Origin of the sequence: Klebsiella sp. HMSC16C06 (assembly GCF_001808325.1) — a bacterium.
Lineage (GTDB): Bacteria > Pseudomonadota > Gammaproteobacteria > Enterobacterales > Enterobacteriaceae > Klebsiella > Klebsiella variicola.
The window spans coordinates 20,389-47,366 of the sequence record NZ_KV792994.1; the positions used below are offsets into that span (position 1 = coordinate 20,389).

Annotated in this window: 29 protein-coding genes and 1 pseudogene; 11 read left to right on the plus strand and 19 right to left on the minus strand. The window is 58.3% G+C overall.

The features are described 5' to 3' along the window. The 5 genes from HMPREF3142_RS07825 to HMPREF3142_RS07845 all read right to left on the minus strand — a co-directional run. A partial coding sequence (locus HMPREF3142_RS07825) for a BMC domain-containing protein (RefSeq protein WP_077270037.1) occupies positions 1–165 on the minus strand: 165 nt, incomplete at its 3' end. Positions 166–611: 446 nt separating this feature from the next. Further along, a complete protein-coding gene (locus HMPREF3142_RS07830; protein WP_023297001.1) occupies positions 612–1,130 on the minus strand; it encodes a FidL-like protein in 519 nt (172 codons plus the stop codon). After that, on the minus strand, positions 1,127–1,930 hold the full coding sequence (locus tag HMPREF3142_RS07835) for a winged helix-turn-helix domain-containing protein (protein ID WP_048267404.1): 804 nt from the start codon (positions 1,928–1,930) through the stop codon (positions 1,127–1,129). The genes HMPREF3142_RS07830 and HMPREF3142_RS07835 overlap by 4 nt, the downstream gene beginning before the upstream one ends. Before the next feature lie 21 nt (positions 1,931–1,951). After that, positions 1,952–2,536, minus strand: a complete 585-nt coding sequence (locus tag HMPREF3142_RS07840; RefSeq protein ID WP_004182816.1) for a TetR/AcrR family transcriptional regulator — start codon at positions 2,534–2,536, stop codon at positions 1,952–1,954. A 141-nt stretch (positions 2,537–2,677) separates the two neighbouring features. Then, a complete protein-coding gene (locus HMPREF3142_RS07845) occupies positions 2,678–3,460 on the minus strand; it encodes an NAD(P)H-dependent oxidoreductase (RefSeq protein WP_012542981.1) in 783 nt (260 codons plus the stop codon). Between the two features lie 86 nt (positions 3,461–3,546). On the opposite strand from HMPREF3142_RS07845, the gene HMPREF3142_RS07850 reads away from it, so the two are divergent. Together HMPREF3142_RS07850 and fosA are read left to right on the plus strand one after the other, a co-directional pair. Next, positions 3,547–4,455: a LysR family transcriptional regulator gene (locus HMPREF3142_RS07850; protein WP_016160219.1), complete on the plus strand. Its 909-nt coding sequence runs from the start codon at positions 3,547–3,549 to the stop codon at positions 4,453–4,455. Then, the gene (gene fosA, locus HMPREF3142_RS07855; RefSeq protein ID WP_016160220.1) at positions 4,449–4,868 is read left to right on the plus strand and encodes a FosA5 family fosfomycin resistance glutathione transferase; all 420 of its coding nucleotides are present in this window, start codon (positions 4,449–4,451) and stop codon (positions 4,866–4,868) included. The genes HMPREF3142_RS07850 and fosA overlap by 7 nt, the downstream gene beginning before the upstream one ends. Before the next feature lie 72 nt (positions 4,869–4,940). Here fosA and HMPREF3142_RS07860 read toward each other — a convergent pair whose 3' ends face one another. Further along, positions 4,941–6,353: an aminotransferase-like domain-containing protein gene (locus HMPREF3142_RS07860; RefSeq protein ID WP_012969021.1), complete on the minus strand. Its 1,413-nt coding sequence runs from the start codon at positions 6,351–6,353 to the stop codon at positions 4,941–4,943. A 177-nt stretch (positions 6,354–6,530) separates the two neighbouring features. On the opposite strand from HMPREF3142_RS07860, the gene HMPREF3142_RS07865 reads away from it, so the two are divergent. From HMPREF3142_RS07865 to HMPREF3142_RS07880, 4 genes are all read left to right on the plus strand, one after another. Then, on the plus strand, positions 6,531–6,695 hold the full coding sequence (locus HMPREF3142_RS07865) for a DUF1127 domain-containing protein (protein WP_008807599.1): 165 nt from the start codon (positions 6,531–6,533) through the stop codon (positions 6,693–6,695). 165 nt (positions 6,696–6,860) lie between these two features. Further along, positions 6,861–7,325, plus strand: coding sequence for a MarR family winged helix-turn-helix transcriptional regulator (locus HMPREF3142_RS07870; protein ID WP_012969020.1), 465 nt, complete (start codon positions 6,861–6,863; stop codon positions 7,323–7,325). Positions 7,326–7,331: 6 nt separating this feature from the next. Continuing rightward, entirely contained in the window at positions 7,332–8,399 is a 1,068-nt protein-coding gene (locus tag HMPREF3142_RS07875; RefSeq protein ID WP_008807597.1) for an HlyD family secretion protein, read from the plus strand. Next, positions 8,389–9,453: a DUF2955 domain-containing protein gene (locus tag HMPREF3142_RS07880; RefSeq protein ID WP_008807596.1), complete on the plus strand. Its 1,065-nt coding sequence runs from the start codon at positions 8,389–8,391 to the stop codon at positions 9,451–9,453. The genes HMPREF3142_RS07875 and HMPREF3142_RS07880 overlap by 11 nt, the downstream gene beginning before the upstream one ends. A 2-nt stretch (positions 9,454–9,455) precedes the next feature. Here HMPREF3142_RS07880 and HMPREF3142_RS07885 read toward each other — a convergent pair whose 3' ends face one another. Beyond that, entirely contained in the window at positions 9,456–10,370 is a 915-nt protein-coding gene (locus tag HMPREF3142_RS07885; RefSeq protein WP_008807595.1) for a LysR family transcriptional regulator, read from the minus strand. Between the two features lie 363 nt (positions 10,371–10,733). Between HMPREF3142_RS07885 and HMPREF3142_RS07890 the strand changes: the two genes are divergently transcribed. The 3 genes from HMPREF3142_RS07890 to HMPREF3142_RS07900 are packed head-to-tail and all read left to right on the plus strand — an operon-like array spanning position 10,734 to position 13,001. Next, the gene (locus HMPREF3142_RS07890; RefSeq protein ID WP_008807594.1) at positions 10,734–11,417 is read left to right on the plus strand and encodes a nucleoside recognition domain-containing protein; all 684 of its coding nucleotides are present in this window, start codon (positions 10,734–10,736) and stop codon (positions 11,415–11,417) included. Next, positions 11,410–11,877: a YjiG family protein gene (locus HMPREF3142_RS07895; protein ID WP_038422074.1), complete on the plus strand. Its 468-nt coding sequence runs from the start codon at positions 11,410–11,412 to the stop codon at positions 11,875–11,877. The genes HMPREF3142_RS07890 and HMPREF3142_RS07895 overlap by 8 nt, the downstream gene beginning before the upstream one ends. Before the next feature lie 20 nt (positions 11,878–11,897). Then, complete coding sequence (locus tag HMPREF3142_RS07900) at positions 11,898–13,001, plus strand: M20 peptidase aminoacylase family protein (protein WP_048267409.1); 1,104 nt, start codon at positions 11,898–11,900, stop codon at positions 12,999–13,001. A 134-nt stretch (positions 13,002–13,135) separates the two neighbouring features. Here the strand turns inward: HMPREF3142_RS07900 and HMPREF3142_RS07905 are convergent. From HMPREF3142_RS07905 to HMPREF3142_RS07940, 8 genes and pseudogenes are all read right to left on the minus strand, one after another. Next, positions 13,136–13,387 (minus strand): annotated as a pseudogene (locus HMPREF3142_RS07905) (DUF3343 domain-containing protein); the annotation flags it as partial. Then, on the minus strand, positions 13,384–14,151 hold the full coding sequence (gene yjiL, locus HMPREF3142_RS07910) for a putative 2-hydroxyacyl-CoA dehydratase activator YjiL (RefSeq protein WP_008807591.1): 768 nt from the start codon (positions 14,149–14,151) through the stop codon (positions 13,384–13,386). The pseudogene HMPREF3142_RS07905 and the gene yjiL, both read right to left, overlap by 4 nt. A gap of 9 nt (positions 14,152–14,160) precedes the next feature. Then, positions 14,161–15,312, minus strand: coding sequence for a double-cubane-cluster-containing anaerobic reductase (locus HMPREF3142_RS07915; protein ID WP_038422075.1), 1,152 nt, complete (start codon positions 15,310–15,312; stop codon positions 14,161–14,163). A gap of 97 nt (positions 15,313–15,409) precedes the next feature. Further along, positions 15,410–15,649 (minus strand): DUF2164 domain-containing protein, encoded by a 240-nt coding sequence (locus HMPREF3142_RS07920; RefSeq protein WP_008807589.1) that lies wholly within the window; start codon positions 15,647–15,649, stop codon positions 15,410–15,412. Positions 15,650–15,674: 25 nt separating this feature from the next. Next, positions 15,675–16,922, minus strand: coding sequence for a multidrug efflux MFS transporter MdtM (mdtM, locus tag HMPREF3142_RS07925; protein WP_070611957.1), 1,248 nt, complete (start codon positions 16,920–16,922; stop codon positions 15,675–15,677). 53 nt (positions 16,923–16,975) lie between these two features. Beyond that, positions 16,976–18,268, minus strand: coding sequence for a DUF445 domain-containing protein (locus tag HMPREF3142_RS07930; protein WP_008807587.1), 1,293 nt, complete (start codon positions 18,266–18,268; stop codon positions 16,976–16,978). Next, complete coding sequence (locus tag HMPREF3142_RS07935; protein WP_008807586.1) at positions 18,261–18,923, minus strand: LysE family translocator; 663 nt, start codon at positions 18,921–18,923, stop codon at positions 18,261–18,263. Before HMPREF3142_RS07935 ends, HMPREF3142_RS07930 begins: the two co-directional genes overlap by 8 nt. A 47-nt stretch (positions 18,924–18,970) precedes the next feature. Next, positions 18,971–19,786, minus strand: a complete 816-nt coding sequence (locus HMPREF3142_RS07940) for an AraC family transcriptional regulator (RefSeq protein WP_048267410.1) — start codon at positions 19,784–19,786, stop codon at positions 18,971–18,973. A gap of 217 nt (positions 19,787–20,003) precedes the next feature. On the opposite strand from HMPREF3142_RS07940, the gene HMPREF3142_RS07945 reads away from it, so the two are divergent. Together HMPREF3142_RS07945 and HMPREF3142_RS07950 are read left to right on the plus strand one after the other, a co-directional pair. Then, entirely contained in the window at positions 20,004–20,942 is a 939-nt protein-coding gene (locus HMPREF3142_RS07945; protein WP_070611959.1) for an Rpn family recombination-promoting nuclease/putative transposase, read from the plus strand. Between the two features lie 158 nt (positions 20,943–21,100). Then, the gene (locus HMPREF3142_RS07950; RefSeq protein ID WP_022065036.1) at positions 21,101–22,471 is read left to right on the plus strand and encodes an NAD-dependent succinate-semialdehyde dehydrogenase; all 1,371 of its coding nucleotides are present in this window, start codon (positions 21,101–21,103) and stop codon (positions 22,469–22,471) included. 96 nt (positions 22,472–22,567) lie between these two features. Here the strand turns inward: HMPREF3142_RS07950 and HMPREF3142_RS07955 are convergent, their stop codons facing one another. The 4 genes from HMPREF3142_RS07955 to HMPREF3142_RS07970 all read right to left on the minus strand — a co-directional run bounded on the left by HMPREF3142_RS07955 (position 22,568) and on the right by HMPREF3142_RS07970 (position 26,938). Further along, positions 22,568–23,113 carry a YfaZ family outer membrane protein gene (locus tag HMPREF3142_RS07955; RefSeq protein ID WP_004204167.1) on the minus strand — a complete coding sequence of 182 codons (546 nt, stop codon included), beginning with the start codon at positions 23,111–23,113 and terminating at the stop codon, positions 22,568–22,570. Positions 23,114–23,506: 393 nt separating this feature from the next. Further along, positions 23,507–24,463 carry a GTPase gene (gene yjiA, locus HMPREF3142_RS07960; protein ID WP_023322022.1) on the minus strand — a complete coding sequence of 319 codons (957 nt, stop codon included), beginning with the start codon at positions 24,461–24,463 and terminating at the stop codon, positions 23,507–23,509. An 11-nt stretch (positions 24,464–24,474) separates the two neighbouring features. Continuing rightward, the gene (locus HMPREF3142_RS07965) at positions 24,475–24,678 is read right to left on the minus strand and encodes a YbdD/YjiX family protein (RefSeq protein ID WP_048267412.1); all 204 of its coding nucleotides are present in this window, start codon (positions 24,676–24,678) and stop codon (positions 24,475–24,477) included. 109 nt (positions 24,679–24,787) lie between these two features. Further along, positions 24,788–26,938, minus strand: a complete 2,151-nt coding sequence (locus tag HMPREF3142_RS07970; RefSeq protein WP_008807580.1) for a carbon starvation CstA family protein — start codon at positions 26,936–26,938, stop codon at positions 24,788–24,790. Positions 26,939–26,978 lie beyond the last annotated feature (40 nt).

Consider the following 26,978-nt stretch of genomic DNA (forward strand, 5'->3'; position numbering starts at 1 on the left):
CGCTTTTACCGCGCCGACGTCGCCTTTCACCATCACGGTGACAAGGCCAGAGCCGACGTTTTCATAGCCGATCAGTTCGACGTTGGCGGCTTTACACATCGAGTCCGCTGCTTCAATACAGGCCACCAGACCTTTGGTTTCGATAAGCCCCAATGCATCACCCATCGTGATCTCCTCCAGAACAGGTTTTGTTATTCGGGAAAACCGTCCGCGTAACGGCATCAACACGCGGAAGCGGCGTTCGGGGTTCACTATAGGGAATGGGGAAGGAAGTGAAATTTAAATCCGTGTAGATGAATATTTTAGGTTTTTACTCTGTTATTTAGCCTTATTTAAACTTATTTTTATCTGTTCGTTCTGTTTTATGCGTATTGATTTTTATGATGATATGGCGCTTTTTTAGGCTATTTATCGGCGGGAGATGAATGTTAATAAGATGTTAATTACTTGCCAGCGGTTAGTAATATAGCCGCGTGATAATTGTGGGTATGCTCATGTTTTGGCGTCGAAGCTAAATGCAAAACGTGCGCTTTTAGCATCGTGGAAAGAGGGGACAATAATGGCGCGTGAGCGAGGGCGCATTTTCCTCGCGGCGGTTCAGGGGGGACGGGTTAGTTAAGCGTGCTGCCGGACTTCAGCGTGCAGATGTAGAGCGGCGAGTTGATAGAGCTCAGCAGGATAGCTTTGTCGTTAAGCTTTTGTGCGTTGAGGAACAGGCCGTCATGGCTGTCGGACATTTCGCGCATGAAGTAGTCGAAGATGACATTCGGCGATTCGTCGATGGATGAGGCGCTGGATTCCCACTTTTTGATGCGGTAGTGGCGTTCGGTTGCCGAGATGCGTTGGCTGGTGTAGCTGAATTTGACGTAGCGCTGCAGGTAGAGCCAGCCGGCGGCAGAATCGGTATAGCCTTCCACCACCATCGAACCGTTGCCGTTAGCGGCAAAGTTAAAATGGATATTGCCGTTCACATTCTCTTTTTCCATGTTTTCAAAACGCATGATCGCTTTGGTGGAGCAGCTCATCACGCCATCGTTGGCATCCGGCAGCAGGCGCCAGACGCTAAAACCGGCGGCGGCGACAAATGCCAGAGCGGAAAGGGCGAAAAAGGGGCGGGGCGCGAGTTTCATTGCGGCTTCCAGGAGTAGTAAAAGTAGTTATCGCAATAGCTAAACGGGTTGTCCTCGTGCATCGCGCAGTGGGCGAGAAATACCCGGCCCAGGCCGTTAGTCTCCAGCCGGTCGCCGTAGAAGAAAACGAAACGCTCCCCCGGCTTGCAGCCGAGCTTCAGCCGCTGACGCACCTCATCGAAATTCTTACCGTAGGCCGTGGCGGAAACCGAACGCAGCATTTCATCGCTGGCCAGCAGTTCGCACTGGCTGTGGTTCATCAGCGTCAGATTGATCGGTCGGGCGACGTGGGTACCGGCAAAAGTGAATGCCACCAGCAGCAGGGCGATGATCAGCAGACAGCCGCCGGCCAGATACCAGCACATTCCGCGCGCATGTGGCGAATCGGTGGGCGGCGTTGTCGCCGCCGGAGGGGCGGTTTCAACAGCCCTCTCGGGTGGATTAGCACCCTCGGTAAGCGCCGGCCCGGCATCGAGCAGTTCAATGCTCAGATCCTGATTCAGCTGCAGCATGCCGCGCGATACAGTGACGATAATGTTATCGATATCGTAGTGGCGGAAGGTTTTACGCAGCATGCTCAGGTATTGATTGAGGTTGCTGTTGGAAGAGGTTAAGCCATTATCATCCCAGACTTTTTTCAACACTTCATCGCGACTGACGACGCCAGTATGGCGGAGAAAAAAATAGAGTAGCGCGCTGGCGGTGATGGATAGCTGGCTATCCGGTTCATCGCTGCCGGGCAGGGTAAGCGTGCCGTCCGTTGCATCATAAATGAGACGGGCATTGATGTTGTAGCGCATCGCGGCCTCACTCTATTCGCTTCACGCGGGAAGCGTCATTTTGGTCAGATCGTTCACCAGCGACTGGCGGTGTTCACTGCTCATGGTGCGCCCTTCGGTCAGTTCCGATAACCAGATGCCGTCGGCCGCGTAGCGTACCAGCGTGCCGGTCGGGCCGTTATCCAGCGCATCGCCCTGCGCCAGGTGATCCAGCATCCAGTCGCGCCAGCATTTTCGCAGCACCGGCTCGTCCGGCATCGCCAGCGACAGCACCATCAACTGGCGGCTTTCGTGAGTGTCCGTCAGCTCCGGGTTGGACAGATAGCGCAAATAGGCGCGGGTAAAGCGCCCGTAAGCGATGTTATCGGCGGCCATCAGTTCGCTAATCGCCTTTTCCATGATCGCCAGCAGCCGGGCGAACAGGGCGAAAATCAGCGCCTGCTTATTGGGAAAGTGATGCAGGAGGCCACCTTTGCTCACGCCAGCCTCGCGGGCGACGGCGTTCAGCGACAGGGCGGCGATACCATCCCGGCCGGCAATCATCGCTGCCGATTCAAGCAACTGACGGTGGAGACGGACGGGATCTTTTTTACGATGCTGGGCTTCCATATTCATGGCCGGAATCATACCGACCAGACGGTATGATTATTCTTGATCGCTATCAATATGAGAGGTGGCTTCGTGCGACGGGATACCGTTAATGCGTGGAGGCTCACAAATTGTCATATTAATGAACGCGATAACCCGGATGGGCTATCGCGTTGAGGTTTATTTCGTTGCCAGATGCACCGCCAGGCCGCTTTGCCCCGGCGCCAGCTCCGGGCGCAGCGTCAGCGACGGGATCAGATAATCGCCATGATTCTGCCGGCGGAATGGAATGGGCTCGGTTTGCCACAGCGTGTCCAGCCGCTCGGCCAGCGTGGCGCACTGGTCGGCGAATTGCCCGGCATCGGTTTTATCCGTGCGGTAGAACACCAGCGGCGGAAGCACCTCAAAGCCGGGATAGAACAGCATACCGTGCTGAATGGGGAACAGGATGTCGTCGATGGGGCCATTGATCCCGCGCGGTGAATAGTGTTCCGCCCAGCCGCCGGCGGTGACGATCAGCATCGCCCGTTTGCCGACGAAGGTGCCTTCCCCATAGCGATCGCCCCAGTGGCGGTCGCTGTGCTCGCCGACGCCATAGGCAAAGCCCCAGGCGTACACCCGGTCGATCCAGCCCTTCATGATGGCGGGCATTGAGAACCACCACAGCGGGAACTGGAAAATCACCGTATCGGCCCACAGCAGCTTTTCCTGCTCGGCTGCGATATCCGCACTTTGGGTGCCCTGGGCAAAGGCCTGTTTGGAATCGAGGGTCGGCCGCCAGAACTCGCCGACCGGCGGGGCGCCGCTGTCATCGGCGTCATACCCGGCCTTCCAGCGCATGGCGTAGAGATCGGAGACTTGCACTTCATGCCCGGCCTGCTGCAGATGGCGGACGGCAAAATTTTTCAGCGCGCCATTAAGCGAGCGCGGTTCCGGATGGGCGTAAATCAGCAGTACTTTCATAACATCACCTCTGGCGTATGGAGAGCTGCAGAGTAGGAAAGCTGACGTTATAGTAGAAATTAATTACTTAAATTCCAGGTATAGCCGTGATTAATTTACATCGTCTGGATCTTAATCTGCTGCGCACGCTTGATGTGCTGCTCAGTGAAAATAATGTCACCCGGGCGGCGCAGCGGCTGAATCTGTCGCAGCCCTCGGTGAGCATTCAGCTCGCCAGGCTGCGGGAGATTTTCGCCGACCCGCTGCTGATGCCGGGCCCGCGCGGCATGCAGCCCACCGCCCGTGCCGATGAGCTTCGCCAGCCGCTGCGCGCAGCGCTAGCCGCACTGGAGCAGGCGGTGGCGCCGGTCAGCCCTTTTGATCCGGCGACGGCGGCGGAGACCTGGCGGGTGGCAGCGACGGACTATATGGCCTCGGCGATCCTCCTGCCGATGCTGGGCAGGCTACGGCTGGCCTCTCCCGGCAGTCGGCTGGCGGTGTTCGAGCTACAGCCGGCGCGGCTGGAGCAGCAGGCGGCCAGCGATACAGTAGATCTCTTCTTTCATACCCGCGAGGGCGCGCCGCCGGGGCTACATCAGCGCCTGCTGTTTCGCGAACGCTATGTGCTGGCAGGCCGGGCGGAGCATCCGGCGCTGCGGCCTGGGCTTAGCCTGGAAACGTTCTGTCAGCTGGAGCACGTGATCGTCTCCCCGGACGGGGGCGGCTTCAGCGCGGCGACCGATACCGCGCTGGCGAATCTTGGCCTGGCGCGGCGGGTTGTCCTTTCCGTGCCACATTTCCTGTTTATGCTGGAGACCCTGCGCAATAGCGATCTGGTGGCGGTGCTGCCGGAGCGGCTGGTGCGCGGGCAGAGCGGGCTGGAAGTCGTCGAGCCGCCACTGGCGGTCGCCGGCTTTGAGATGCTGATGCTGTGGCACGAGCGCTGGCACCGCGACCCGGCGCATCAATGGCTGCGTCAGTTCATTGTGAATTCACTGGAGGAACAGACATGCTGAGTGGACTGAATCACCTGACCCTGGCAGTCAGCCAGTTGGCGCCGAGCGTGGCGTTTTATCAGCAACTGCTGGGCATGACGCTGCACGCCCGCTGGGACAGTGGCGCCTATCTCTCCTGCGGCGATCTGTGGCTGTGCCTGTCGCTGGATCCGCAGCGGCGCATCACCCCGTCGGAAGAGAGCGACTACACCCATTATGCGTTTAGCATTAGCGAGGCGGATTTCGCCAGCTTCGCCGCCCGCCTGGAGGTTGCCGGCGTGGCGGTCTGGAAGCTAAACCGCAGCGAAGGCGCCTCGCACTATTTCCTCGATCCCGATGGCCACAAGCTGGAGCTGCACGTCGGCAGTCTCGCCCAGAGGCTGGCCGCCTGCCGTGAGCAGCCGTATAAGGGAATGGTGTTTTTTGACCAGTGAAGCTGATTTGCGGACGCGGGGTAACCCGTAGCCCCGGTAAGCGCAGCGCCAGCGGGGAGAACAGATTAAACTTCACTCCATCGCCACCTTCACCGCTTCTCCCAGCTTCACCATCACTGCTTTATGTTTCTCGGTCGGCGGCAGGGCGCAGTTGATCCTGACGCAGTTGCGATACTTGCCCGCTGCCGAAAACAGCGAGCCCGGCGCGACCTGGATCTTCAGCCGGCACAGCTGTTTGGCGACGCAGACCATATCCACCTGCTCCGGGAGCTCCACCCACAGCATAAAACCACCTTTTGGGCGGGTGACGCAGATCCCGCAGGGGAAAAATTCCCGCAGCCAGCAGGTGTAGATCTCCATATTACGCTGATAGATCTGCCGCATCCGCCGCACGTGACGGTGGTAGTGGCCTTCGCGAATAAAATTGCAAGCCGCCAGTTGGGTTGAAGGGACGTTAGTGCCGCTGGCGGCGTACTTCATCTGTAGCAGCTTGTCGTAGTAGCGCCCGGGCGCTATCCAACCGATGCGCAGGCCGGGGGCGATGGTTTTGGTAAAAGAGCTGCAGAGCATCACCCGGCCGTCGATATCCCAGGAGTGAATGGTGCGCGGGCGCGGGTACTCGGTGGCCAGCTCGCCGTAAATATCATCCTCGAAAATCACGATATCGTGGCGCTGGGCCAGGTTCAGCACCGCGCGCTTGCGAGCGTCCGGCATGATAAAGCCCAGCGGGTTATTGCAGTTTGGCACGAGGATCACCCCTTTGATCGGCCACTGATCCAGCGCCAGCTCCAGGGCCTCAATGCTGATCCCGGTTTCCGGATCGGTAGGGATCTCAATGGTCTTTAATCCCAGTCCGCGCAGCATCTGCATCGTGCCGTAGTAGCAGGGAGATTCCACCGCCACGATATCGCCAGGCTGGCATACCGACAGCAAGGCCAGAGACAGCGCGCTATGGCAGCCGCTGGTGAGCACCAGATCGTCAGCCGTCACTATCGAGCCGCCGTCAAGCATCAGACGGGCGATCTGCTCCCTCAGCTCGCGGCGCCCGGCCAGCTCGTCATAGTTCAGCACTTCGCTGAGGTTATGCTGGATCGCCCGGCTCAGTTCGCGCCAGATAGGCTTCAGGCTTGGCTGTGTGACATCCGGCGAGCCGCCGCCGAAGGGGATAATCGATTTATCGTAGCGGGCGTCGAGCATGGTCAGCACCTGATCCCACTGGGTGATCTCCACCGGGCGCTGTACCGGACGCGACATCGGCGGCACCGGCGGCTGGGCCTTGCGCGGGGCAACGAAATAGCCCGATCGCGGCTGCGGTACGATCATCTGCTGCTGCTCAAGCAACTGATAGGCCTGCTGGACGGTGCTGATGCTGACGCCGTGCTCCTGGCTCAGGCTGCGCACCGACGGCAGTTTTTCGCCGTGGCGATACAGGCCCTGTTCGATGCGTTCGGCCAGCAGCGTAGCGAGATGTTGGTAGCGGGTCATGCTGTATCCTTAATTTCCGCCATACAGATGGAATAACCAGTACAGATTGGCGTAAAAATTGGGCTCTGGTGTACGTTTTAGCTAATCTGTATGTTAAAGAAAAGCGTTTTGTGAATCTGTATTCCTTGGCCCCAAATCCGTGAAGATAAAGCCTCTGGCAAGGTGAGGAGGTAGAGGATGGAATTTCACGAGAACAGGGCAAGACAGCCATTTATCGGTTTCGTACTGCTGGTGCGGTTTATCAAAAAATGGTGGCTTCAGGAGCAAACGCGCAGAGCTTTGCAGCGAATGAGCGACGAACAGCTGAAAGACATCGGCCTGCGTCGGGATCAGATCAATTAAAAAGTGCGGTTTTTTTCAGGCATCATTCCTTCTTTGCCCCGGTAAGCGCTGGCGACGCCGGGGAATACATTCACGAAATTTATCAATTGATGCGGCGCGATCGTCCGTTTCTTGATACTTACCCTGATAAGTATTATTTTCTTCTCAACAATGAGAGGAAAACCTGTGACCGAAGACGACCTGTTTGTCCGCCGCCCGTTGGGGATGAGAATGGCCATGGTGGTGCGCCAGTGGCGCGCCATTATTGACTCCGCTATCACCGATACCGGACTCACCCAGTCCAGCTGGACGGTGTTGATGCAACTGCATCAGCTGGGAGACAACGTCTCGGTCAGCGAACTGGCGGAGGTGCAGGGAATTGAACTGCCGCCGCTGATGCGCACCCTCTCGTTACTGGAAAAGCAGGGCTATCTGGTGCGTTCTACATCGCCATATGACAAACGCATTCGCCTGCTGACGCTGACCGCCGAGGGGCGGGCGATTCTGGAAAAACTGAGCTGCGTGATCGAGACCTATCAGGAACGCGTGACTCAGACCATCCCGGAGGCCGACCTCGCCACCTTCAGCGCCACATTAAATCAAATCGCCTGCCGTTTGCGGAATATCCGCGAAGAAGATAACAAGATCTAACACACTATGATGACGCCTGAACAAAAATTTGCCCGCTGGGTACGGGTGAGTATTGCCGCTTTTCTGGGAATATTCGCCTGGTTTATCGTTGCCGATATCTGGATCCCGCTGACGCCGGACTCCACCGTGATGCGCGTGGTGACCCCGGTATCGTCGCGGGTCTCCGGCTATGTCTCGCACGTTTACGTGCACAACAACAGCCAGGTGAAAAAGGGCGACCTGCTGTATGAGCTCGACCCAACGCCATTCATTAATAAAGTTGAAGCGGCGCAAATCGCCCTTGAGCAGGCGAAACTGAGCAACCAGCAACTGGATGCACAAATCGCCGCCGCCCGCGCCAACCTGCGCACCGCACAGTACACCGCCCGTAACGATAAGGTCACGCTCGATCGCTACCAGCGCCTGAGTACGATGCAGAACGTCTCGCAGTCCGACCTCGATAAGGTGCGGACCACCTGGCAGACCAGCGAGCAGTCGGTCTCGGCGCTGAACGCGCAGATCCAGAACCTGCTGATCCAGCGCGGCGAGCGCGACGATAAGCGCAACGTCACTCTGCAGAAATACCGTAATGCGCTGGAGGAGGCGCAGCTGAACCTGGCCTGGACCCAGGTACGTGCCGAAACTGATGGTATGGTCAGCAACCTGCAGCTTAACCCGGGGATCTACGCCACCGCGGCGACGGCTGTGCTGGCGCTGGTCAACAACAACACTGACATCGTCGCCGACTTCCGTGAAAAGAGCCTGCGCCACACGGCGGTGAATACCGATGCAGCGGTGGTCTTTGATGCCCTGCCGGGGCAAGTCTTCCCGGCGCACGTCACCAGCAGCGATGCCGGGATTCTGGCGGGGCAGGAGGCGGTGAACGGCCAGCTGTCGCAGCCGGAGCAGTCCACCCGCTGGGTGCGCGACGCACAGCGCATGCGCATTCACGTCGCGCTGGATCAGCCGCTGGCGAAACCGCTGCCGACCGGCGCCCGCGCCACGGTGCAGCTGTACAATAGCGAGGGACCTTTCGCCCGCACCTTCGCCGGCCTGCAGATCCACCTGGTGAGCTGGTTGCACTATGTCTATTAATACCCTGGCGCACGTCTTTACGCCGCACGGCAATATCGTCTACACGGCGAATGATTTTCGCCAGACGGTGCGTATCGCCGTGGCCGGGACGATTGCGCTCAGTATCTCCACCTTCTACGACGTGCAGTACGGCGTATTTTTTGTGGTGTATCCGCTGATGCTGATGTCGCTGGTGCCGGTGTTCAACCGCCATGTCGCCCGCCAGTTTGTGTTCAGCGCGGCGGTGAACTGCGTCGAAATGGTATTGATTGTCGGCTATTTGTCACAGTGGCCGGTGATCATGACCCTGGTGGTGTTCGCCCTGTACGTGATGCGTTTTCGCTTTATGAGCCAGGGGCCGCTGTTTCTGCTGGGGTCGATGGGCGTGGTGTGCCAGAGCACGATGCTCAACTTTATGAGCTATCCCACCAGCAACTGGCACACCCTGATGTTCTCCAATATGGAAGCCTGCGTGCTGGCGGTGGCGCTGAGCGCGCTGCTGCATTACCTGATCCCGGACGTCGAACCGCGCAAGCCGCCGCCGCGCATTGAAAAAGACGCCGCCCGCATTCGCCACGAGTCGCTGCTCTCCGGTACGGTCGCGACGATCATCTTTGTGGTGTTCCAGATCTGCGATCTCAGTGACTCGCTGTCGGCGCTGATGGCCGGGATCCTGATCCTGTTTCCGATGCACTATCGCGGGGCGGTGATCAGCTCGATCTGGCGCGTCGTCGGGGTGGTGCTGGCCTGTCTCTATATTCTGGTGGTGCAACTGATCATCTATGATTTCAGCAACCACATGATCCTGATGATGCCGCTGATTGGTCTCGGGCTGGCCTTCAGCGCCCGCCTGCACGTGATGGAGAAAGTGGGCGCCGGGGTGGGCTTCGCCAGCATCACCACCATCGGCATTATGTTCGGCCAGAATCTGCATCCCTATCAGGATCTGGTATTCAGCGACCTGTACCGCATCACCTCGGTGACGGTCTCGCTGGTGGTGACGCTGACTCTGGTCTTTCTCATGCACCGTCTTCTGAACTGCTTTGCGGCGACGCGCTTTGTGGTGAGCGAATAGGGTCACACCGTCATCGCCCGCTGCGCATCGCGAAAGGCGTTATGGAGTAAGCGCCACATATGGTGCGCGGCGGGGGGAAAGCGGCGGTTCGAGTTGCGTAATAAGTGGCATTGGGCGCTGCTGGCGATCGGATGGTCGATGGGGACCGCCTTTAGTATGCCGTGAGCGATTGCTTCCCGGGCGGCGAATTCGGTCATGAAAGAGATCCCCAGACCGGCCTGGCTCAGGCTCATGGCGGTGGAAAAGAGGTTGCAGCGATAGGCCGGATGAAACTGCCGCCCGGCGGTTTTAAACATGGCGTTCATATGGCGCTGTAGGCCAAAGCTTTCTGTCAGGGCGATCAGGCGATATTGCGTTAGCTCATCGATGGTCACCATTGACTGTCGCGCGATGGGATGCTGCGGAGAGACCACCGCGCAGATGGGCCCCCACTGGAAGCTGTGGCGTTTAAGCTCCGGATTGCCGATGGGGCCGAAGGCGACCGCCATATCCGCTTCACCGCTGGCGATATCGTTGAGCATCTCCTGCATATTGCCGACGCTAATATCAACGAATACGTTCGGCCACGACTGCGAAAACGTGCTCATCACCGACTCGATAAAGGTCGTCACCAACCCCCCGCCAATTCTCACAGAGATGGTGCCGCCACGCATATGGCGTAAATCCTTTAGATGACTCTCCAGCTTTTCCCGCCGCTGGCGGCTTTCGTGGTAATCCTCGGCCAGCAAACGTCCGGCTTCAGTGAGCGCCACATTGCGCCCCTGTCGCTCCAGCAGAGGGAGTTCCAGCGTTCGCTCCAGCTGCGCTATCTGGCGGCTGATAACCGACGGATTAATCCCCAGAATATCAGCGGCCCGCCGAATGCCCCCCTGGATCCCCACTTCGTACAGATAGCTCATGGGACGTTCGTGCAACATCCTGTCTCCCTCCTTTGTTGACTTCAGGTCAACAATAACATCCTTTACCAGACATTTATCATCCCGGCTAGTTATAGATAATCGTGATTCAGGTACATAACAGACAAGGGGAGTCACGGAACGGATTAACTGCCATGGCAATAAACCAGTACCACCGGTGGTTGCCAATAATAAGATATCGATATGCCAGTAAAAAGATAAATAAGTGAGGTATATGCCAGTTGCCGGCTTTTCGGGAAAAGAGAGGCACCTTATTTATTGATGGGTGTTTTACGTCAAAATAATCAATGCCAAAACCAATACATTGAAAAGCGTCCAAATGGCAAAAGACCAATAAGATATTTCATAATGTGAGGACAGGGTATGAGTGAAAATAAAACGTTGGAACGTTCCTCCGACGACGCGACAAATGAGTGGCGGGTAGGACCTGGGGCATGGATCTCGCTGGTGGTGGTGTTATTAGTCTTCTCCGGGCTGCTGTTTAAAGTGGAAGGGATGGCCTGGCTGGGGGCTTTCGACTTTACCACCCTCGGCGGCGCATTTGGTACGATGAAGACCCCGGAAACTAACACTTTTATCGGCAGCGGCGGCATCAGCGCCAAGGCCGGTTTCTTGTTTGCGCTGTCGCTGGTCCCTACGGTGATGCTGGCGCTGGGGTTGCTGGAAATCTTTACCCATTATGGCGCGATACGTGCAGCGCATAAGCTGCTGACGCCGTTGTTACGCCCGTTACTGGGGATCCCGGGTTATACCGGTCTGGCGTTAATTACCGACCTCCAAAGCACCGATGCCGGGGCCGCGTTGACCAAAGAGCTGTATGACAGCAAAAAAATTAGTCGGAAAGATGTGGTGATTATGGGGGCATGGCAATATTCCGGCGCCGGTCTGATCAATAACTATTTCTCCATTGGCTCAGCGCTTTTCGCGTCGTTAACCATCCCTATTATTATTCCGCTGCTGTTAATGTTTGTGCTGAAATTCGTTGGCGCGGCAATCACCCGTCTGGTTTTGAATACGGCCTATAAAGGGGATTTTGATAATGAGTAATTCGGAAAAAGTGGCCAGTAATCCGTTTGATATTTTTGTTATCGGTGCACGTAAAGGATTTAATATTGCCATAAACAACCTGATGCCGAATGTATTAATGGCATATGTGATCGCCGAAATGCTTAATTTGCTCGGGGTGATGCAGTTGATAGGCCAGGTCTGCGCGCCGCTGATGGGCCTGTTTGGCTTACCGGGCGAAGCGATTACCGTGCTGCTCACCTCCTGGCTTTCCGCCTCGGCGGGGACGGGAGTGGCGGTGAGCCTGTTGAGTAAAGGCACCCTCAACGTGGCGGACGTCACCATCCTGATCCCGGCCATCTTCCTGATGGGTTCGCAACTACAGTATATGGGGCGGCTGCTTGGGGTGGCGGATGTACCGAAAAAATACTGGCCGCTGCTGATGGCGGTGAGCATTATCAACGCCGTCATCGCCATGCTGGTCATGCGCGTGATGGCATAATGAAAGGCAAGGAGTCAGTCGTGTCGCGAACGTTAGAGCATTTCAATTATCTGCACCAAATACCTGAGCTGGGCTTTGAGGAGTACAAAACCTCGGCTTACATCGGCGACGCCCTGGCGGCGGCAGGGTTCCGGGTTCACCGCAACGTTGGCGGGACTACCGGGATTGTCGCCGAAATCGATAGCGGGGAACCGGGGCCAGTGGTGGCGCTACGGGCAGATATGGATGCGCTGGGCCATATTATCGATGGCCGCTTAGAGGCCCGTCATACCTGCGGTCATGATGGCCACTCTTCGGTGGTATTAACCGCCGCCGAAGAGATCCTCGCCGAGGGGCTGGTAAAGCGTGGGAAGTTAAAAGTGCTTTTTCAGCCTGCTGAAGAGCTGGGGACGGGCGCGATCGCTTTAACGGAGGCCGGGGTACTGGATGACGTAGAGATGCTGTTCGGCTTCCATCTCCGGCCGCTGGAAGAGTGTCAGATGGGCCAGGCGGTACCGGCAATGTACTATTCCGCTTCGGCGACGGTGATGGTGGATTTTCACGGCAAAGCCGCTCACGCCGCTCGTCCGCATCTGGGCATTAACGCGCTGGATGCCGCCTCGCATGCAGTACAGGCGGTGAACGGTATCCATCTGGCGCCGTCGCTTACCTGGAGCGCGAAAGCGACGCGCTTTCTTTGCGATGCGGGCGTCACCAATTCGGTGCCGGCGAAAGCGCACGTCTGTTGGGATCTGCGCTGCGAGGAAAATGACGGCATGGCGACACTCAAAGAACGCGTGGTCAGGGCTATCGAGAGTAGCGCAGCAGCATATGGCGCCAGCGTCGACATCCGGGTAGTCAAAGAGATGCCGGCGGCGATTATCGACGCAGAAGCCACGGCTATCATAAGCCAGGCAATATGCGAAACCTTTGGCGAGGCAGGCTTAACGACCGCGAAGAGTACGCCGGGCAGCGAAGATTTTTTCCACTATTTGCGTCTGCGCCCGGCGGTGAAAGGTGGCTTCTGGGGACTGGGCTGCAACCTGCTGCCGGGCCTGCATCATCCGGAAATGCATTTCGATCGCACCGCGCTGGCGGATGGCGTGCGGGTATTCAAATCCTGCGTTCGCCAGCTGTTGGGCTGAAGCTAAGCTGCCAGCCCCCGGGTAGCGGCTTACGCCTTACCCGGGCTACGGTTGGGCATTTTGTCGGTAGCCCCGGTAAGCGTAAGCGCTACCGGGGAAGCGTCCCGGATGTCGGCTAACGCCTCATCCGGGCTACCGCGGTGCGCATAGGTCGCCAACAGGTGATAGTCATTTCCGGCGACGCGAAACAGGGCTGCCGTTTCGCCGGGTATAACCCATCGTTGCTCATCGCCTGGCATGCAGCTCAGGTAAATGCACAGCCCGCAGCCGCTGCGCAGCTGGCGCGGAATATCCTTCACCTCGAAGGTCATTCCCGCCGCCTGCAGGGCTTTGCGCATCCGCACCACCCCCACCGTGGAATGAAATAAAAACAGGAAGGTTGTCATCCGCGCCTCCGCTGGCGCTGGCCGATCAGCGCTGCGCCGATCGCCCCGGCAAACTGGGCGTCGGGATGGGTTGTCACCGCCATGCCGACATGGCTTTCCAGCATCCGGGCAAAGGTGGCGCAGTGGCTGACGCCGCCGGTAAACAGCAGTGGCCCCTGCGCCGATAAGCGGCCAATAAAGTTCGCGCTGCGCCGGGCCATGGCGTTAATCACCCCGGCCAGAATCGCCTCTGGCGCGACCCCCGCCGACCGCAGACTAATGACCTCCGATTCGGCAAACACCGTGCACATGCTGGTAATCGCATGCGGCTCGACGCCTGCGGTGATGCTGTCGAGTTGTTCGACGCTGGCGCCAAGCGTCCGTGAAATGACCTCCAGGAAACGTCCGGTACCGGCGGCGCATTTATCATTCATCAGGAAGTCGCTGAGATTGCCCTCAGTGTCCAGCTGGATAACTTTGCTGTCCTGGCCGCCGATGTCAATCACCGTGCGGGTGTCCGGCGCCAGCAGGCGAGCGCCGAGGCCGTGACAAGAGATCTCCGTCACCTGCTTATCGGCAAAATCCACCAGCTGGCGACCATAGCCGGTGAGGGTTAAAAAAGGCGTCTCCGTGAGGCCAGCGCGTAGCGTTTCCCAGGCCTTATGGATGGCGTCGGCGGGGCGAAAGGGAGTGGGGCAGAGGAAGCGGCGTACAATGACGCCGTCCGCCAGCAGGATGCCTTTTGTGGCGGTGGAGCCGGAATCAATGCCAACCGTATAGTTCACGCCAGCTCCTTACAGCATTTCGATAAAGGCGGCGACGCGGGTGCTGAGCTGGCCGAGGTCCGCCGTCGAATAGTCGGTTTCTATCGCCATATAAGGAAGGTCGTGCTGCTGGCGCAGATGGCGTTTAATCGCCAGCGATTCCACGGCATAGGTATGGCAGGCCTGCAGAATGACGTCGATCACTCCGTCGGCCTGATACTCCTCCACCATCTGGCTCAGCAGCTGCAGACGCTGGTCGTTGGGGGAGATACAGGAGCAGCCGATGGCGAGATATTTATCGGTTAAGGCGTCGTAGACGTCGCCCTCTTCCGCCACGCAGCGCTCGGTGGCTTTCGCGCCGGTGCAGTTTTCATAGCCGACCACCCAGCCGCCGTTTTCCTCGATGGCGTGGACCACTTTTTCCGCCGCGCCGCCGATCGGGCAGCCGGTGATCAGGATCCGCGGACGAGGTTCCAGCCGTTTACCCTGCCGCCACTCCTGATGGATGCGGTCCGCCATGGCATGCAGTTCATCAATCAGGGCGGTTTTGTCGAAACGGAAGGTGGCGCCATATACCACTTTCAGGATGTCGCCGCCGCTGAGCGCCGGCGGATTGAGTTGCCCGAGACGATAAAAGTGGGCCAGCGCCCGGCGCTCGCGATTTTTCAACACGATGGCTTCGCGCAGCGCCGCCTCGCTAATCGGCGTGCCAAACCGGGCCTCAATCACCTGCTGCAGGCGCAGGATCTCCGCTTTCCACAGCGCGCGGGAAGCCGCGTCGCTGGCGCTGTTCGGCAACTGCATGACGTGGACCGCCTTGAACTCGGCCATGTACTCGTACATCTTCTTTTTACCGTCGCAGGTGGTTTCCCCGACCACCAGGTCAGAGAAATAGAAGTAGGGGCATTTATCGGTTTTGCCGAAGCCATAGCTGCTTTTGATCAGCGGGCAGAGGTTGCGCGGCAGATCTTTTTCCGCTTCCTCGATGGTTTCATCGGAGGTGGAGCACAGTGAAACGACAATGGCGCCCGCCGCCATGGCGATCTCCTGGGGCATAAAGGTGCAGTAGGTGCCCACCAGCGGCACGTTCTGCTCTTTAAGATCCATGACGGTGAGAAAGCCCTTCTGGCGAGCTTCTGAGAACTGGTCAAAAATAGCGGGTAGATCGGTGATAAGCGACATGATTTTCCTTCCCCGTACACGGGAGATGCTGAAAGAGTCGCCATTATAGCCCTGTTGTTTGTGAGCTTTTATTGATCTCCTGCGTCTGCGCGCGGCGTTAATAGACCTTCTTCAAATCCATCTCTTCCTGGATCCGCTCGCTCCACGCCAGATGGGTGCGGATAGCCTCTTCGATACCGGCGTTGTAAAACAGCGGCCCCAGCTCTTTGGCGATAAAGTCGACAAAAAACTCGGCGTCAAACTGCTCCAGCTCGAGGTTGAAGGTCTCTTCGCAGTACTTGCTGAGCTTGTCGCGCAGCAGGTCGCGCTGTGCCGGGCTGAGTTCAATGTCGTTCATGATGGAGCTTTCTCCGTAAAAGGGCTCACGACTGCCGGGCTTCGATCACCGCTTGCCCACACTGGCGCTGATGGCGTAACAGTCCGGCCAGGCAGCAGGCGGCGACGATCCCGGCGGCCACCGCCAACAGGTGGAAGGGGAGTCTGCCGCCATGGAACCACAGCCAGCGCGCGCCTTCAATCGATAACGCGCTGACGCTGAGGATCACGATATTCAGCGAGGCGGAGACCGTGCCTTTCGGCAGGTCGTTGGAAAAGAGGGTAAAGCGAAACAGCGTCGGGAAAATCAGCCCGATGCCGAAGGCGTAGAAGCAGGTGCCGAGCACTGACCACAGCCAGACGTGCGGCCATATCAGATTCCCAACGATCAGGATGGCCAGGCCGAGCATCTGTATGGGGACCGCGCTGAGCACAAAGCGCGGGCGGGTGGGATCTTTTACCCAGCGCGCCACCGACAGATTAGCGATGATGACGGCGCTAAAGACTGGTACCTGGCTCCAGGCGAACTCGCTGGTGGTCAGCCCGCCGGCGTCCATTAAAATCACTGGCGATACCGCCACCCAGCTCATCAGCGGAATATAGCTCAGCGACAGCGTGGCGGCGCCGAGTAAAAAGATGCGGTTACGAAAGACGGCGCGGAAATCGCGCAGCACGCCGGGCAGGCTGAATGGCACATCGCCGCGGCGCACCGTCTCCGGCATGGTCAACAGCAGGCCGAGCCAGGCCACCAGCCCCATGGCGGCGATGATGCCGAACAGCGCTTTCCAGTGGATGAAATGCATCAGCGCCGCGCCGGAGAGCGGGCCGACGATCGGCGCCACCAGCACGACGGAGGTGATCACCGCCATCAGCCTGATCGATCTTTTTTCCTCAAAGGCCTCCTGCACGGTGACGTAGCCGACGGTGGCGATAAAGCAGATGCTGGTGCCCTGCACGAAGCGGGCAATCAGGAACTGGGTCATGGAGGTGGTGAACAACGTCGCCAGGCACGCGAGGGTGAAAATCAGCGCGCCGATGAGCAGTACCGGACGCCGTCCGATCCGGTCAGAGAGCGGCCCCAACAGCCATTGCAGCGCCATGCCGCCGGCCATATACAGGCTCACCGAGGCAGGAGCCAGCGCCACATCGGCATTGAAATCCCGCACCACGTGGAGGATCCCCGGCTGGATCAGGTCGGTAGTAAGATAGGCTGAAAAATCATACAGAATGAGCGCCGCCGGGAAGAACAGCGCGGCGGCGTGGCGGGTCAGCCAGTGGGAAATCCGGTGCATCATTTCTCCCTCCCTGTGGAATATTTATCAGCGCTATTGTTCGGATAGTATCATTGCTAACCAATATGCAGATGCAGCAGCGAGGGGATCTGCGAGAACAGCCACAACATCAGGCCGATGGTCCCCCCCACCAGGGTGCCGTTGATGCGGATAAACTGCAGATCTTTACCGATATTGAGCTCGATCTGCCGCGACATATCGCGGGCGTCCCAGCTCTTCACCGTGTCGCTGATATGGCGGGTGAGGAAGGCGGCGAACTCCGGCGCCACCCGGTGCGCCGCCTGTTCCAGGTGTTCGTTAAGCGATTCGCGCAGGGCGTCGTCGCGGAGTAAGGTTTCACCGAACCACTGGCCAGCCTCGGCGATGCGCTGCTTAATACGTGAGTCATCGCTGCTGATATCGTTTTTTACCCAGCTGCGCAGGTCGCCCCACACTTCACCGAGATAGCGGTTAAAGGTCTCATCATTTTTCAGATATGCTTTGATGTTCTCGGCCTTCTGCGCCATGAGCGGGTCGGATTTCAGGTTGTCGATAAGCTTCTGCACCGCGTGGTCGAAGGCCTGGCGGATCTGGTGGGTACGGTCATGGCTCACCTCGTCCAGCAGGGTATTCACCGCATCGGTGACCATCTCGGCGCTGTGCTCGCCGAGCCACTCGGTGGGTAACAGTTTGGCCTTCAGCGGGTGCTCGGTCTCCAGCCAGCGCACGATGCCGCGAGCGATAAAGGCGCGGGAGTTGTCCCGCTGCAGCAGGGCGATAAGCTGGCTTATCAGCGAATCCAGCAGCTTCTGGTGGCGATTGTCGCGGGTCATTCCCTCCAGCATCATGGCGCTGGTCTGCGTCAGGTCGACTTTATCGATCGCCTTATGTACCGCGCGGCGCAGCAGGCGCTGAATGCGTGCGTCGTCGGTCAGTTCAAGAAAACCGCTCATCACCTGCAGCAGATGCTGGCCGACCCGCCGGGCATTCTCCGGCTGGCTGAACCAGTTGCCGAGCATCAGGGCTGGCTCATAGCGGCGGATCAACGCGACCAGCGACGGGGTATCGAGGAACTTCTCCTCGACAAAGCGGCCAAGATTATCGGCGATGCGGTCTTTGTTACGCGGGATAATCGCCGTATGTCGGGCGACAAAGGGCAGCGGAATACGACGAAACAACGCGACCACCGCAAACCAGTCGGCCAGCGCCCCGACCATCGCCGCTTCGGAAATGGCCTTTAGCGCGCTGACCCACGGCGTCGGCGGCAGCAGCAGGGTGGTGATAAATAGCGCGGCGGCGATCAGCAGCAGCGACAGCGCCAGCAGTTTGGCGCGTTTGAGTTCAGCGAGTTTTTCCATAAACTTAAGCATATAACCTGACGGCGAGGTCGTGCAAAAATCGCCAGATAATCCACAGACCGAAGATCATCAGGACCGCCCCTGCCGCCCGCTCGACTCGCCAGACGATGGCGCCCAGGCGGCGCTGTACCTGCGGCAGCGCAATCGCACTCACCAGCAGTAAATCCCAGAAGAACACCACGCTGACCATCCACAACCCGCTCACCGTTTGCTGCAGCAGGGTGACCGCCGGCCCGAGCAGGGAAGTCATCAGCGCCAGATAAAACAGAGCGTTTTTGGGGTTGAGCAGCGATGACCCCAGCCCGAGCAGCAGCTGCCTGCCGAACCCCGGACGCGATGCGCGAATGCTCTCCACCGCCAGCGTCGCGGGACGGCTGCGTATCAGCAGGCTGCCAACCCACAGTAAATAGCCCGCCCCCAACAGCTCAATGAGCAAAAACAGCAGCGGCGCCTGGCGCAGAAGCCCCCAGCCGACGATGGCGAGAACAATATACAGCGCATTGCCGGCGGCGATGCCGAGACACAATCCGATGCTGCCGCGGATCCGGTAGCGCACGGCGTAGCCGACCAGCAGAAAAAAATCAGGGCCCGGGCTGAGCAGAGCGACAAAGTGAGACAGGGCTAGCGCCGGGAAGGCGGCGGGAAAGAGCGTCGATAAGGTATGCATAGTGGCCTCGATAATGGTACTGAGGCCACCCTAAGCGAAGTGCCGTATTACTTATTGTCGGATATTGATCTGCTGTGCGCATATTGCCGCGGCGTGGCGGCGGTATAGCTGACAAAGGTTTTATGGAAATGGCTCTGATCGGCAAAGCCAGCCTGATAGCCGACATCGGCAATAGGGTCCCCGGCGCGTAAGCGCGTTTTCGCATATTCGATGCGCGCCATGTTGATCAAACTGGCGGGTGTCAGGCCGGTATCCTGTTTCACGGCGCGGATAACGGTCTCTTTACGAAGCGCGCTGTCGTGGGCCAGCTTATCCAGCGACGGCGGCGCTGGCAGATCTGTCGCCAGGCGCTGAAACAGCAGGGCGCTGGCGTGATGTGGCGCCTGCGGCGCGGCGGCGCACAGCGGCAGCGCGTGCAGGAGTTGCGCCAGCCGGGCGGGCAGTTGTTCAAGGCTCCCGCGGCTCATCAGGGCGACAACCTGCTGGAAACAGGCAAAGAGAGGGCTGTCGCGCAACAGTGGCTGCGGCGAGGCGATACTGGCGCCAGGGGGAATATCCGGGCGCTGCGCGTGGCACCATGCCGCCTCCAGGTACAGCATATGATAGCTGCGCGGCCTGTCATGCAGCGGATTACAGCTATGCGGCGCGTGCGGGGGGATCACGATCAGATCCCCGGGCTGCAGGAGATATTCCTCACCATTGCACAGGGAGCGCGTTTCCCCCTCGATAATCGCCCCCACCGAGAGCTGCGGGTGGCTGTGGCGTTTGTAGGCCTGGCGGCTGCGCCAGGTGCTGCGCAGCTCCAGCCACGGTAGACGATCGTCTCGCCAGAAGGTTTGGGGGATATCTCGGGTATGGTTCACCGCATCGACCTTTGCTGAGGAGGGAGAGGTCGTTTATAGCATGCTGCGCGGAGGCTGTCGCCCGCCTGGATTTGCGTACCGCCTCGAAAAAGGATGTCGCGCTTGCAGTCCGGGGAAATCTATTTTCGTGGCGGTGCGTAAAGGTTGTATTGCCCGGGTGTCAGAGACATTCCGAGCGCGTAGAGTCCCTGCAGGATAAGCAGGCAGGGATGAGCCGATGGCAAAGGGTACCACCTCGACGCCGCATGATGCGGTGTTTAAACAGTTTCTCACTCAGGCCGACACCGCGCGTGATTTCCTGGCGATCCATTTACCGCCTGCGCTGCGTCAGCGCTGCGACCTCGATACCTTACAGCTGGAATCGGCAAGCTTTATCGAGGAGAGCCTGCGGGCCTGGTACTCCGATGTGCTGTGGTCACTCAAAACCGCGTCTGGCGAGGGCTACATTTATGTGGTTATCGAACATCAGAGCTCGCCGGATGCGCAGATGGCCTTCCGCCTGATGCGCTACGCCATCGCCGCGATGCAGCGCCATCTTGATGGGGGTCATACAAAACTACCGCTGGTGGTGCCGATGCTGTTCTATCACGGAGCGACCACGCCATACCCGTGGTCACTCAACTGGCTGGACTGTTTTGCCGATCCACAGCTGGCGAGTGAGCTTTATGCATCGCCCTTTCCGCTGGTGGATGTCACGGTGATCCCCGACGATGAGATCGTTCGCCACCGGCGCGTGGCGTTACTTGAGCTGATACAGAAGCATATTCGCCAGCGCGATTTAATGGGGATTGTTGAGCAGCTGACGACGATTTTACTTAGCGGGGACGCTAATGACAGACAGCTAAAAACGCTGTTTAATTATCTGCTGCAGACTGGCAACGCGCGCCGCTTTGGCCGGTTTATCCACGAAGTGGCGCAACGGGTTCCTCAGCACAGGGAGAGCTTAATGACCATCGCCGAAAGATTACAGGAAGTGGGCCGCAGAAAAGGCAAACGGGAAGGCCGGCAAGAAGGATGGCAACAAGGCAGACAAGAAGGACAGCATGCCGAGGCGCTGCGCATTGCACAGAGGATGCTGGACGACGGTATTGCCCGCGAGACGGTAGTGAAAATCACTGGCCTGGCCGCCGACGAGATCGCCGCGCTGGAACATTGATAACGCCGGGGCGGCCTGAAGGTAGCCCCGGTTAGCCTCTTTATGGAATATTCCGGATATACCTAACTTTACCCGCATCGCCAGCCATCTCGACTACCCTTAATATCCTTAACGGCATTTTTGACTGCCTTAATAGCGATAACAAGGAGACATGCGATATGGCCTATCAGACGGTGAATCCTGCGAATAATCAGCTTATTAAAACGTACCCGGCGCACAGCGACGCGGACGTGGAGGCGGCGCTGCAGCAGGCGGATGCGCTCTACCATTCAGCCTGGGCAAAAGGCGATATTGAACCGCGGCTGGCGGTACTGCATAAGCTGGCTGATCTGATCGACAGCCGGGCGGAGGAACTGGCAAAAATCGCCAGCCAGGAGATGGGGAAACTCATTAAGCAGAGCCGCGGCGAAGTGAAACTTTGCGCTCAGATCGCCCGCTATTATGCCGATAACGCCAAATCGTTGCTGGCGCCGGTGAAATATCCCTCCGAACTCGGCGACGCCTGGGTTGAGCATCATCCCATCGGCGTCTTAATGGCGGTGGAGCCGTGGAACTTCCCCTATTACCAGCTGATGCGCGTCCTGGCGCCAAACCTGGCGGCCGGCAACCCGGTTATCGCCAAACACGCCAGCATTGTGCCGCACTGCGCGGAGACCTTTGCCCATCTGGTGCGTGAGGCCGGCGCACCGGAAGGGGCGTGGACCAACCTGTTTATCTCCCAGGAGCAGGTGGCGAAGATTATCGCCGACGATCGCGTGCAGGGCGCGGCGCTCACCGGGTCGGAGAAAGCCGGCAGCGTGGTGGCGGCGCAGGCGGCGAAGCATATTAAGAAATCGACGCTGGAACTGGGCGGTAACGATGTATTTGTGGTACTGGACGATGCCGACCTGGAACGCGCGGTGAAAATCGGCGTCCAGGCGCGGCTGAATAACGCCGGCCAGGTGTGTACCGCTGCCAAGCGTTTTATCCTGCACGAAAATATCGCTGAGTCGTTTCTGGCGAAATTTAGTGAGGCGTTTCGCCAGGTGAAAATCGGCGATCCGCTGGATGAAAGCACCACGCTGGGGCCGCTCTCTTCCAAAGATGCGCTGGACACCCTAAGCAAACAGGTGGACGAGGCGGTGAAAAATGGCGCTACGCTGCATCTGGGCGGCAAAGCGGTGGCACGAGAAGGCAATTTCTTTGAACCCACCATTTTGACCGGTATCACCCGTGACAACCCGGCGTACTTCGAAGAGTTCTTTGGCCCGGTGGCGCAGATCTACGTGGTGAAAAATGACGAGGAGGCAATCCAGCTGGCCAATGATTCCCACTATGGTCTGGGCGGCGCGGTCTTCAGTCAGGATATCGAACGCGCCAAACGGATGGCCTCCGCCATTGAAACCGGGATGGTTTATATCAACTGGCTTACCGATACCGCGCCGGAGCTGCCGTTTGGCGGCGTGAAGCGTTCCGGTTACGGACGGGAGCTCTCCGATCTCGGCATCAAAGAGTTTGTGAACCAGAAGCTGGTGGTGGTGCGACGCTAAGCCCTTAACCCGGCAATAAAAAACCTGCCATCCGGCAGGTTTTTTATGAATAGACCTTATTGCATGTCAATCTTATTGCAGGGACGTTGGCCGCTATCAGAAGGTGACCCCGCCGCCCACGTAGGCGCCATCAATCAGGGTGTGGTTCGGGCGACCCTCTTTGCCGTCAACGCTCACATGGCGGTAACCCACTTTCAGGGTCAGTGGGCCAACCGGGGACCAGCTTACGCCGCCGTTCGCTTCGACATAGTTTTTTACGCTGTTGTTCAGGCCGTCCGGCGCGACATACCCTTCGCCAAACACGTGGATGCTGTCGGTCAGGGCCACGTTCACCCCGCCGCCGACCGGAAACGCGACGCCGTTATCGCCTTTTTTCGGCCCGAGGTAGATAGCTTTCGCGCCAGCGTTGAGCATAACCGGACCTACTTCCAGATTGTAACCCGCGCCAACGCCGCCGGTCTGGCTACCATCATCGGTATTCTTCAGCCAGTGGCTTTCGGCGTACAGGCCAGAAGAGGATTTACCCATTTCCATATTCAGATTGGTGAAGTTTTTACCTTGTTCAACGGTAAATCCCATCGCCATGGCGGAACCAGAGACCGCGGTCAGGGCAGCAACAATCAGGATGTTAAGCTTTTTCATGGTTTGCTCCTCGTCATTAAATTTGTCTGAGCGCACCTTAACAATCGATGTTTACCTCTGCAAATGTGACTTACGTCAATTTTTTATGCTGGGTTTGTCAGGGCGGTGTTTTGAAAATGTTGTAATGACGTTGGGTTACGGCGAGGTCAATCAGCAAATTTGGTCTGTTTAGCCGCGGTTTAATGGGTGGGCTAAACAGAAACTGAACAGGGCGGGCATTAATTATTAAGGATCCTATTCATTTAGTTTCTTATTATTTCCAAAAGTGTTTCTGCTGTTACTTATTAAAACGTTGCTTTACATTTTTCGACGCGCTGCCGACGTTTGGTCCCTGTTTTTGGCGAGGTGTCAGAGAGAGGATGGTGCCTGCGCCTTGGGGCGCAGGCGGGCAGGTTAGCGTCGTAACCCGAGAAATGCGGCGCGAATTTCCTCTTCCGGCAGCTGAATGCCGATAAACACCAGCGTGCTGTGCGGAGTTTCATCGCCCCACGGGCGATCCCAGTCGGCGCTGTAGAGGCGCTGCACGCCCTGGAACAGCAGGCGATTTGGCTCGCCGTCGATCCACAGCATGCCTTTATAGCGCATCAGTTGCTCGGCGAAGGAGAGCAACAGGTTTTCCATTACCCGTGAAACTTCACTGATATCCACCGGATAGTCGAGCTCGACCACAATCGACGAGACGTCGTTCTGCTTTTCTGCAACAAAATGAAAACGCGGTGTGGCGCTGACAACCTTTTCTTCCAGCATAAAGCCGCTGGTGTTAAACAGCTGGCTTAGATCGATATCGCCGTGAATGACGGTATAAACCGGCGCCCGCGCATTGATGCGCGCCAGCCGTTCGCGCAGCTTCTCGGTGTCGCCGGCAACATCGGTTTTGGTTAGCAAAATGCGGTCCGCATAGCCGACCTGCGACTGGGCGATGGTGAACTGATCCATCTGCTGGTCGGCATGGACGGCATCCACCAGGGCGATCACGCCGTCCAGCAGATAGCGCTCGCAGAGCACCTCATGGGAGAAAAAGGTCTGGATAATCGGCCCCGGGTCGGCCATGCCGGTGCACTCAATCACCAGCCGGTCAAACTCGATTTCGCCCCGATCGCGACTGTCGAGGAGATCGAGCAGGGCGTCTTCCAGTTCGTTGGAGCGCGTACAGCAGATACAGCCGTTGGTCAGGGTTTTGATCTGCGTGGCGCGGTCGCCGATCAGCTGATCGTCAACGGAGACTTCGCCAAATTCATTTTCAATCACGGCGATTTTGAAACCGTGCTGCTCATTCAGGATATGGCGCAGGAGGGTGGTTTTTCCTGCGCCGAGAAAACCGGTGAGTAGGGTGACTGCAATCGGTGCCATTATTGCCTCCATTAACAGCAGCGTACGCCGCCTTTGCCGTCTCCGCCGTAGCGGGCCTGCTGGCGTTCGCGGAAGAATTCTTCATAAGTCATGTAGGGCTGATCCGGATGGTTGGTTCGCATATGGGTGACGTAGTTGTCGTAATCCGGAATGCCAATCAGCATTTTTGCCGCCTGACCGAGATATTTTTTTGCCTGACCTAAGTTACCAAACATTGTAAGTTCCAGATAACGAATAAAGCCGGATGGCGGCTAGCGCCTTATCCGGCCTACGTTGATGCGCTTTTGGTAGGCCGGATACGCGTAGCACTATCCGGCATCAGGGTTAATGATGTGACGAGGTCTTCACGCCGCCTTCCGGTACCGGCACGTACGGGGTCTCTTTGTCGGTACGCACTTTATTGTTGCGCACGTTGAGCCAGGTTTTGATGCCGTAGAAGATGATGCTGTACACCACCACCAGGAACAGGATACTCAGCCCGGCGTTGGTGTAGTTGTTGACCACGATATGATTCATGTTGGCAATCTGCTGCGCGGTCAGCTCGCCGCCGGCGGCAATCTTCTCTTTATACTGCTGAGCCATAAAGAAGAAGCCTTCCATCTGCGGATTGCTGCTGAACAGCTTCAGACCCAGCGCCCAGGTGGTGCACAGCAGCAGCCACGCTGCCGGGATAACGGTGACCCAGATATATTTGGTGCGCTGCATTTTGACCAGCACCACGGTGCCAAGCACCAGCGCCACGGCGGCCAGCATCTGGTTAGAGATACCGAACAGCGGCCACAGGCTCTTCACACCGCCCAGCGGGTCGACCACGCCCTGATACAGCAGGTAGCCCCACAGCCCGACGCAGCCCGCGGTACCGATAATCCCGGCGACCAGCGAGTCGGTTTTTTTTAGGAACGGCACGAAGTTACCCAACAGATCCTGCAGCATAAAGCGGCCTGCGCGGGTACCGGCATCCAGCGCGGTGAGGATAAACAGCGCTTCAAACAGGATACCAAAGTGGTACCAGAAGCCCATATCCGCCATCGGGATGATTTTATGGAACACATGGGCGATACCGACGGCCAGCGTCGGCGCGCCGCCGGCGCGGTTCAGTACCGAAGGTTCGCCGATATCTTTCGCCGTCTGCAGGATCTGCTCAGGGGAGATCACGAAGCCCCAGGAGCTGACGGTCGCCGCCGCATGGACGGTCACTTCTTTCAGCTGTGCAGCGATCATCGCCGCGTTTTCGCCACCCATCTCATGCAGGTTCGGCATGACGATGCCCAGGCCTGCCGGCGGGGTGTTCATCGCGAAGTAGAGACCCGGTTCGATAATCGATGCCGCGACCAGCGCCATGATGGCCACGAAAGACTCCATCAGCATCGCGCCATAGCCGATAAAGCGGGCATCGGTTTCGTTGGCCAGCAGCTTCGGCGTGGTGCCGGAGGCGATCAGCGCGTGGAAGCCGGAGACCGCGCCGCAGGCGATGGTGATAAACAGGAACGGGAACAGCGCGCCTTTCCACAGCGGGCCGGTACCATCAATGTACTGGGTCACCGCCGGCATTTTCAGGTCCGGGTTGAGGATAACGATCCCCAGCGCCAGGCCGACGATTACGCCGATTTTCAGGAAGGTGGCCAGATAGTCACGCGGCGCCAGAATCAGCCATACCGGCAGCAGCGCGGAGATAAACGCGTAGCCAATCAGAGTAAAGGTGATGGTGGTGTCTTTAAAGGTCAGCGCCGGGCCCCAGTACGGGTCGTGGGCAATGATGCCGCCAAACCAGATGGACGCCACCAGCAGCACGATACCGATAACCGAGACTTCACCCACGCGGCCAGGGCGCAGGAAGCGCATGTAGATCCCCATAAACAGGGCAATAGGCACCGTCGAGCAGACGGTAAAGACGCCCCACGGGCTTTCCGCCAGCGCTTTCACCACGATGAGCGCCAGCACCGCGAGGATGATGATCATAATCAGGAAGCAGCCGAACAGCGCGATAGAGCCCGGAACCGGCCCCATTTCCTGCTTGATCATCTCGCCCAGCGAGGCGCCGTTACGCCGCGAGGAGATAAACAGCACCATGAAGTCCTGTACCGCGCCCGCCAGCACCACGCCGGCCAGCAGCCACAGGGTGCCCGGTAGATAGCCCATCTGCGCGGCCAGTACCGGGCCAACCAGCGGGCCGGCGCCGGCAATGGCGGCGAAGTGGTGGCCAAACAGCACGTAGCGGTTGGTTGGCACGTAGTTCAGGCCATCGTTATTAATGACCGCCGGCGTCGAGCGCGTTGGGTCAAGCTTCATCACCTTCTGCGCGATGTACAGGCTGTAATAACGGTAGGCGACGAGGTACACAGAAACCGAGGCGACGACGATCCACAGGGCACTGACGTGCTCACCGCGGCGCAACGCGACGACTGAGAGGCAAAATGCCCCGATGATTCCGAGAATCACCCAGGGTATGTGCTTGAATAGTTTTTTGGTATCCATAGTAAAACCTGGCGTTAATTAGATGAATAATTGGCCGAAG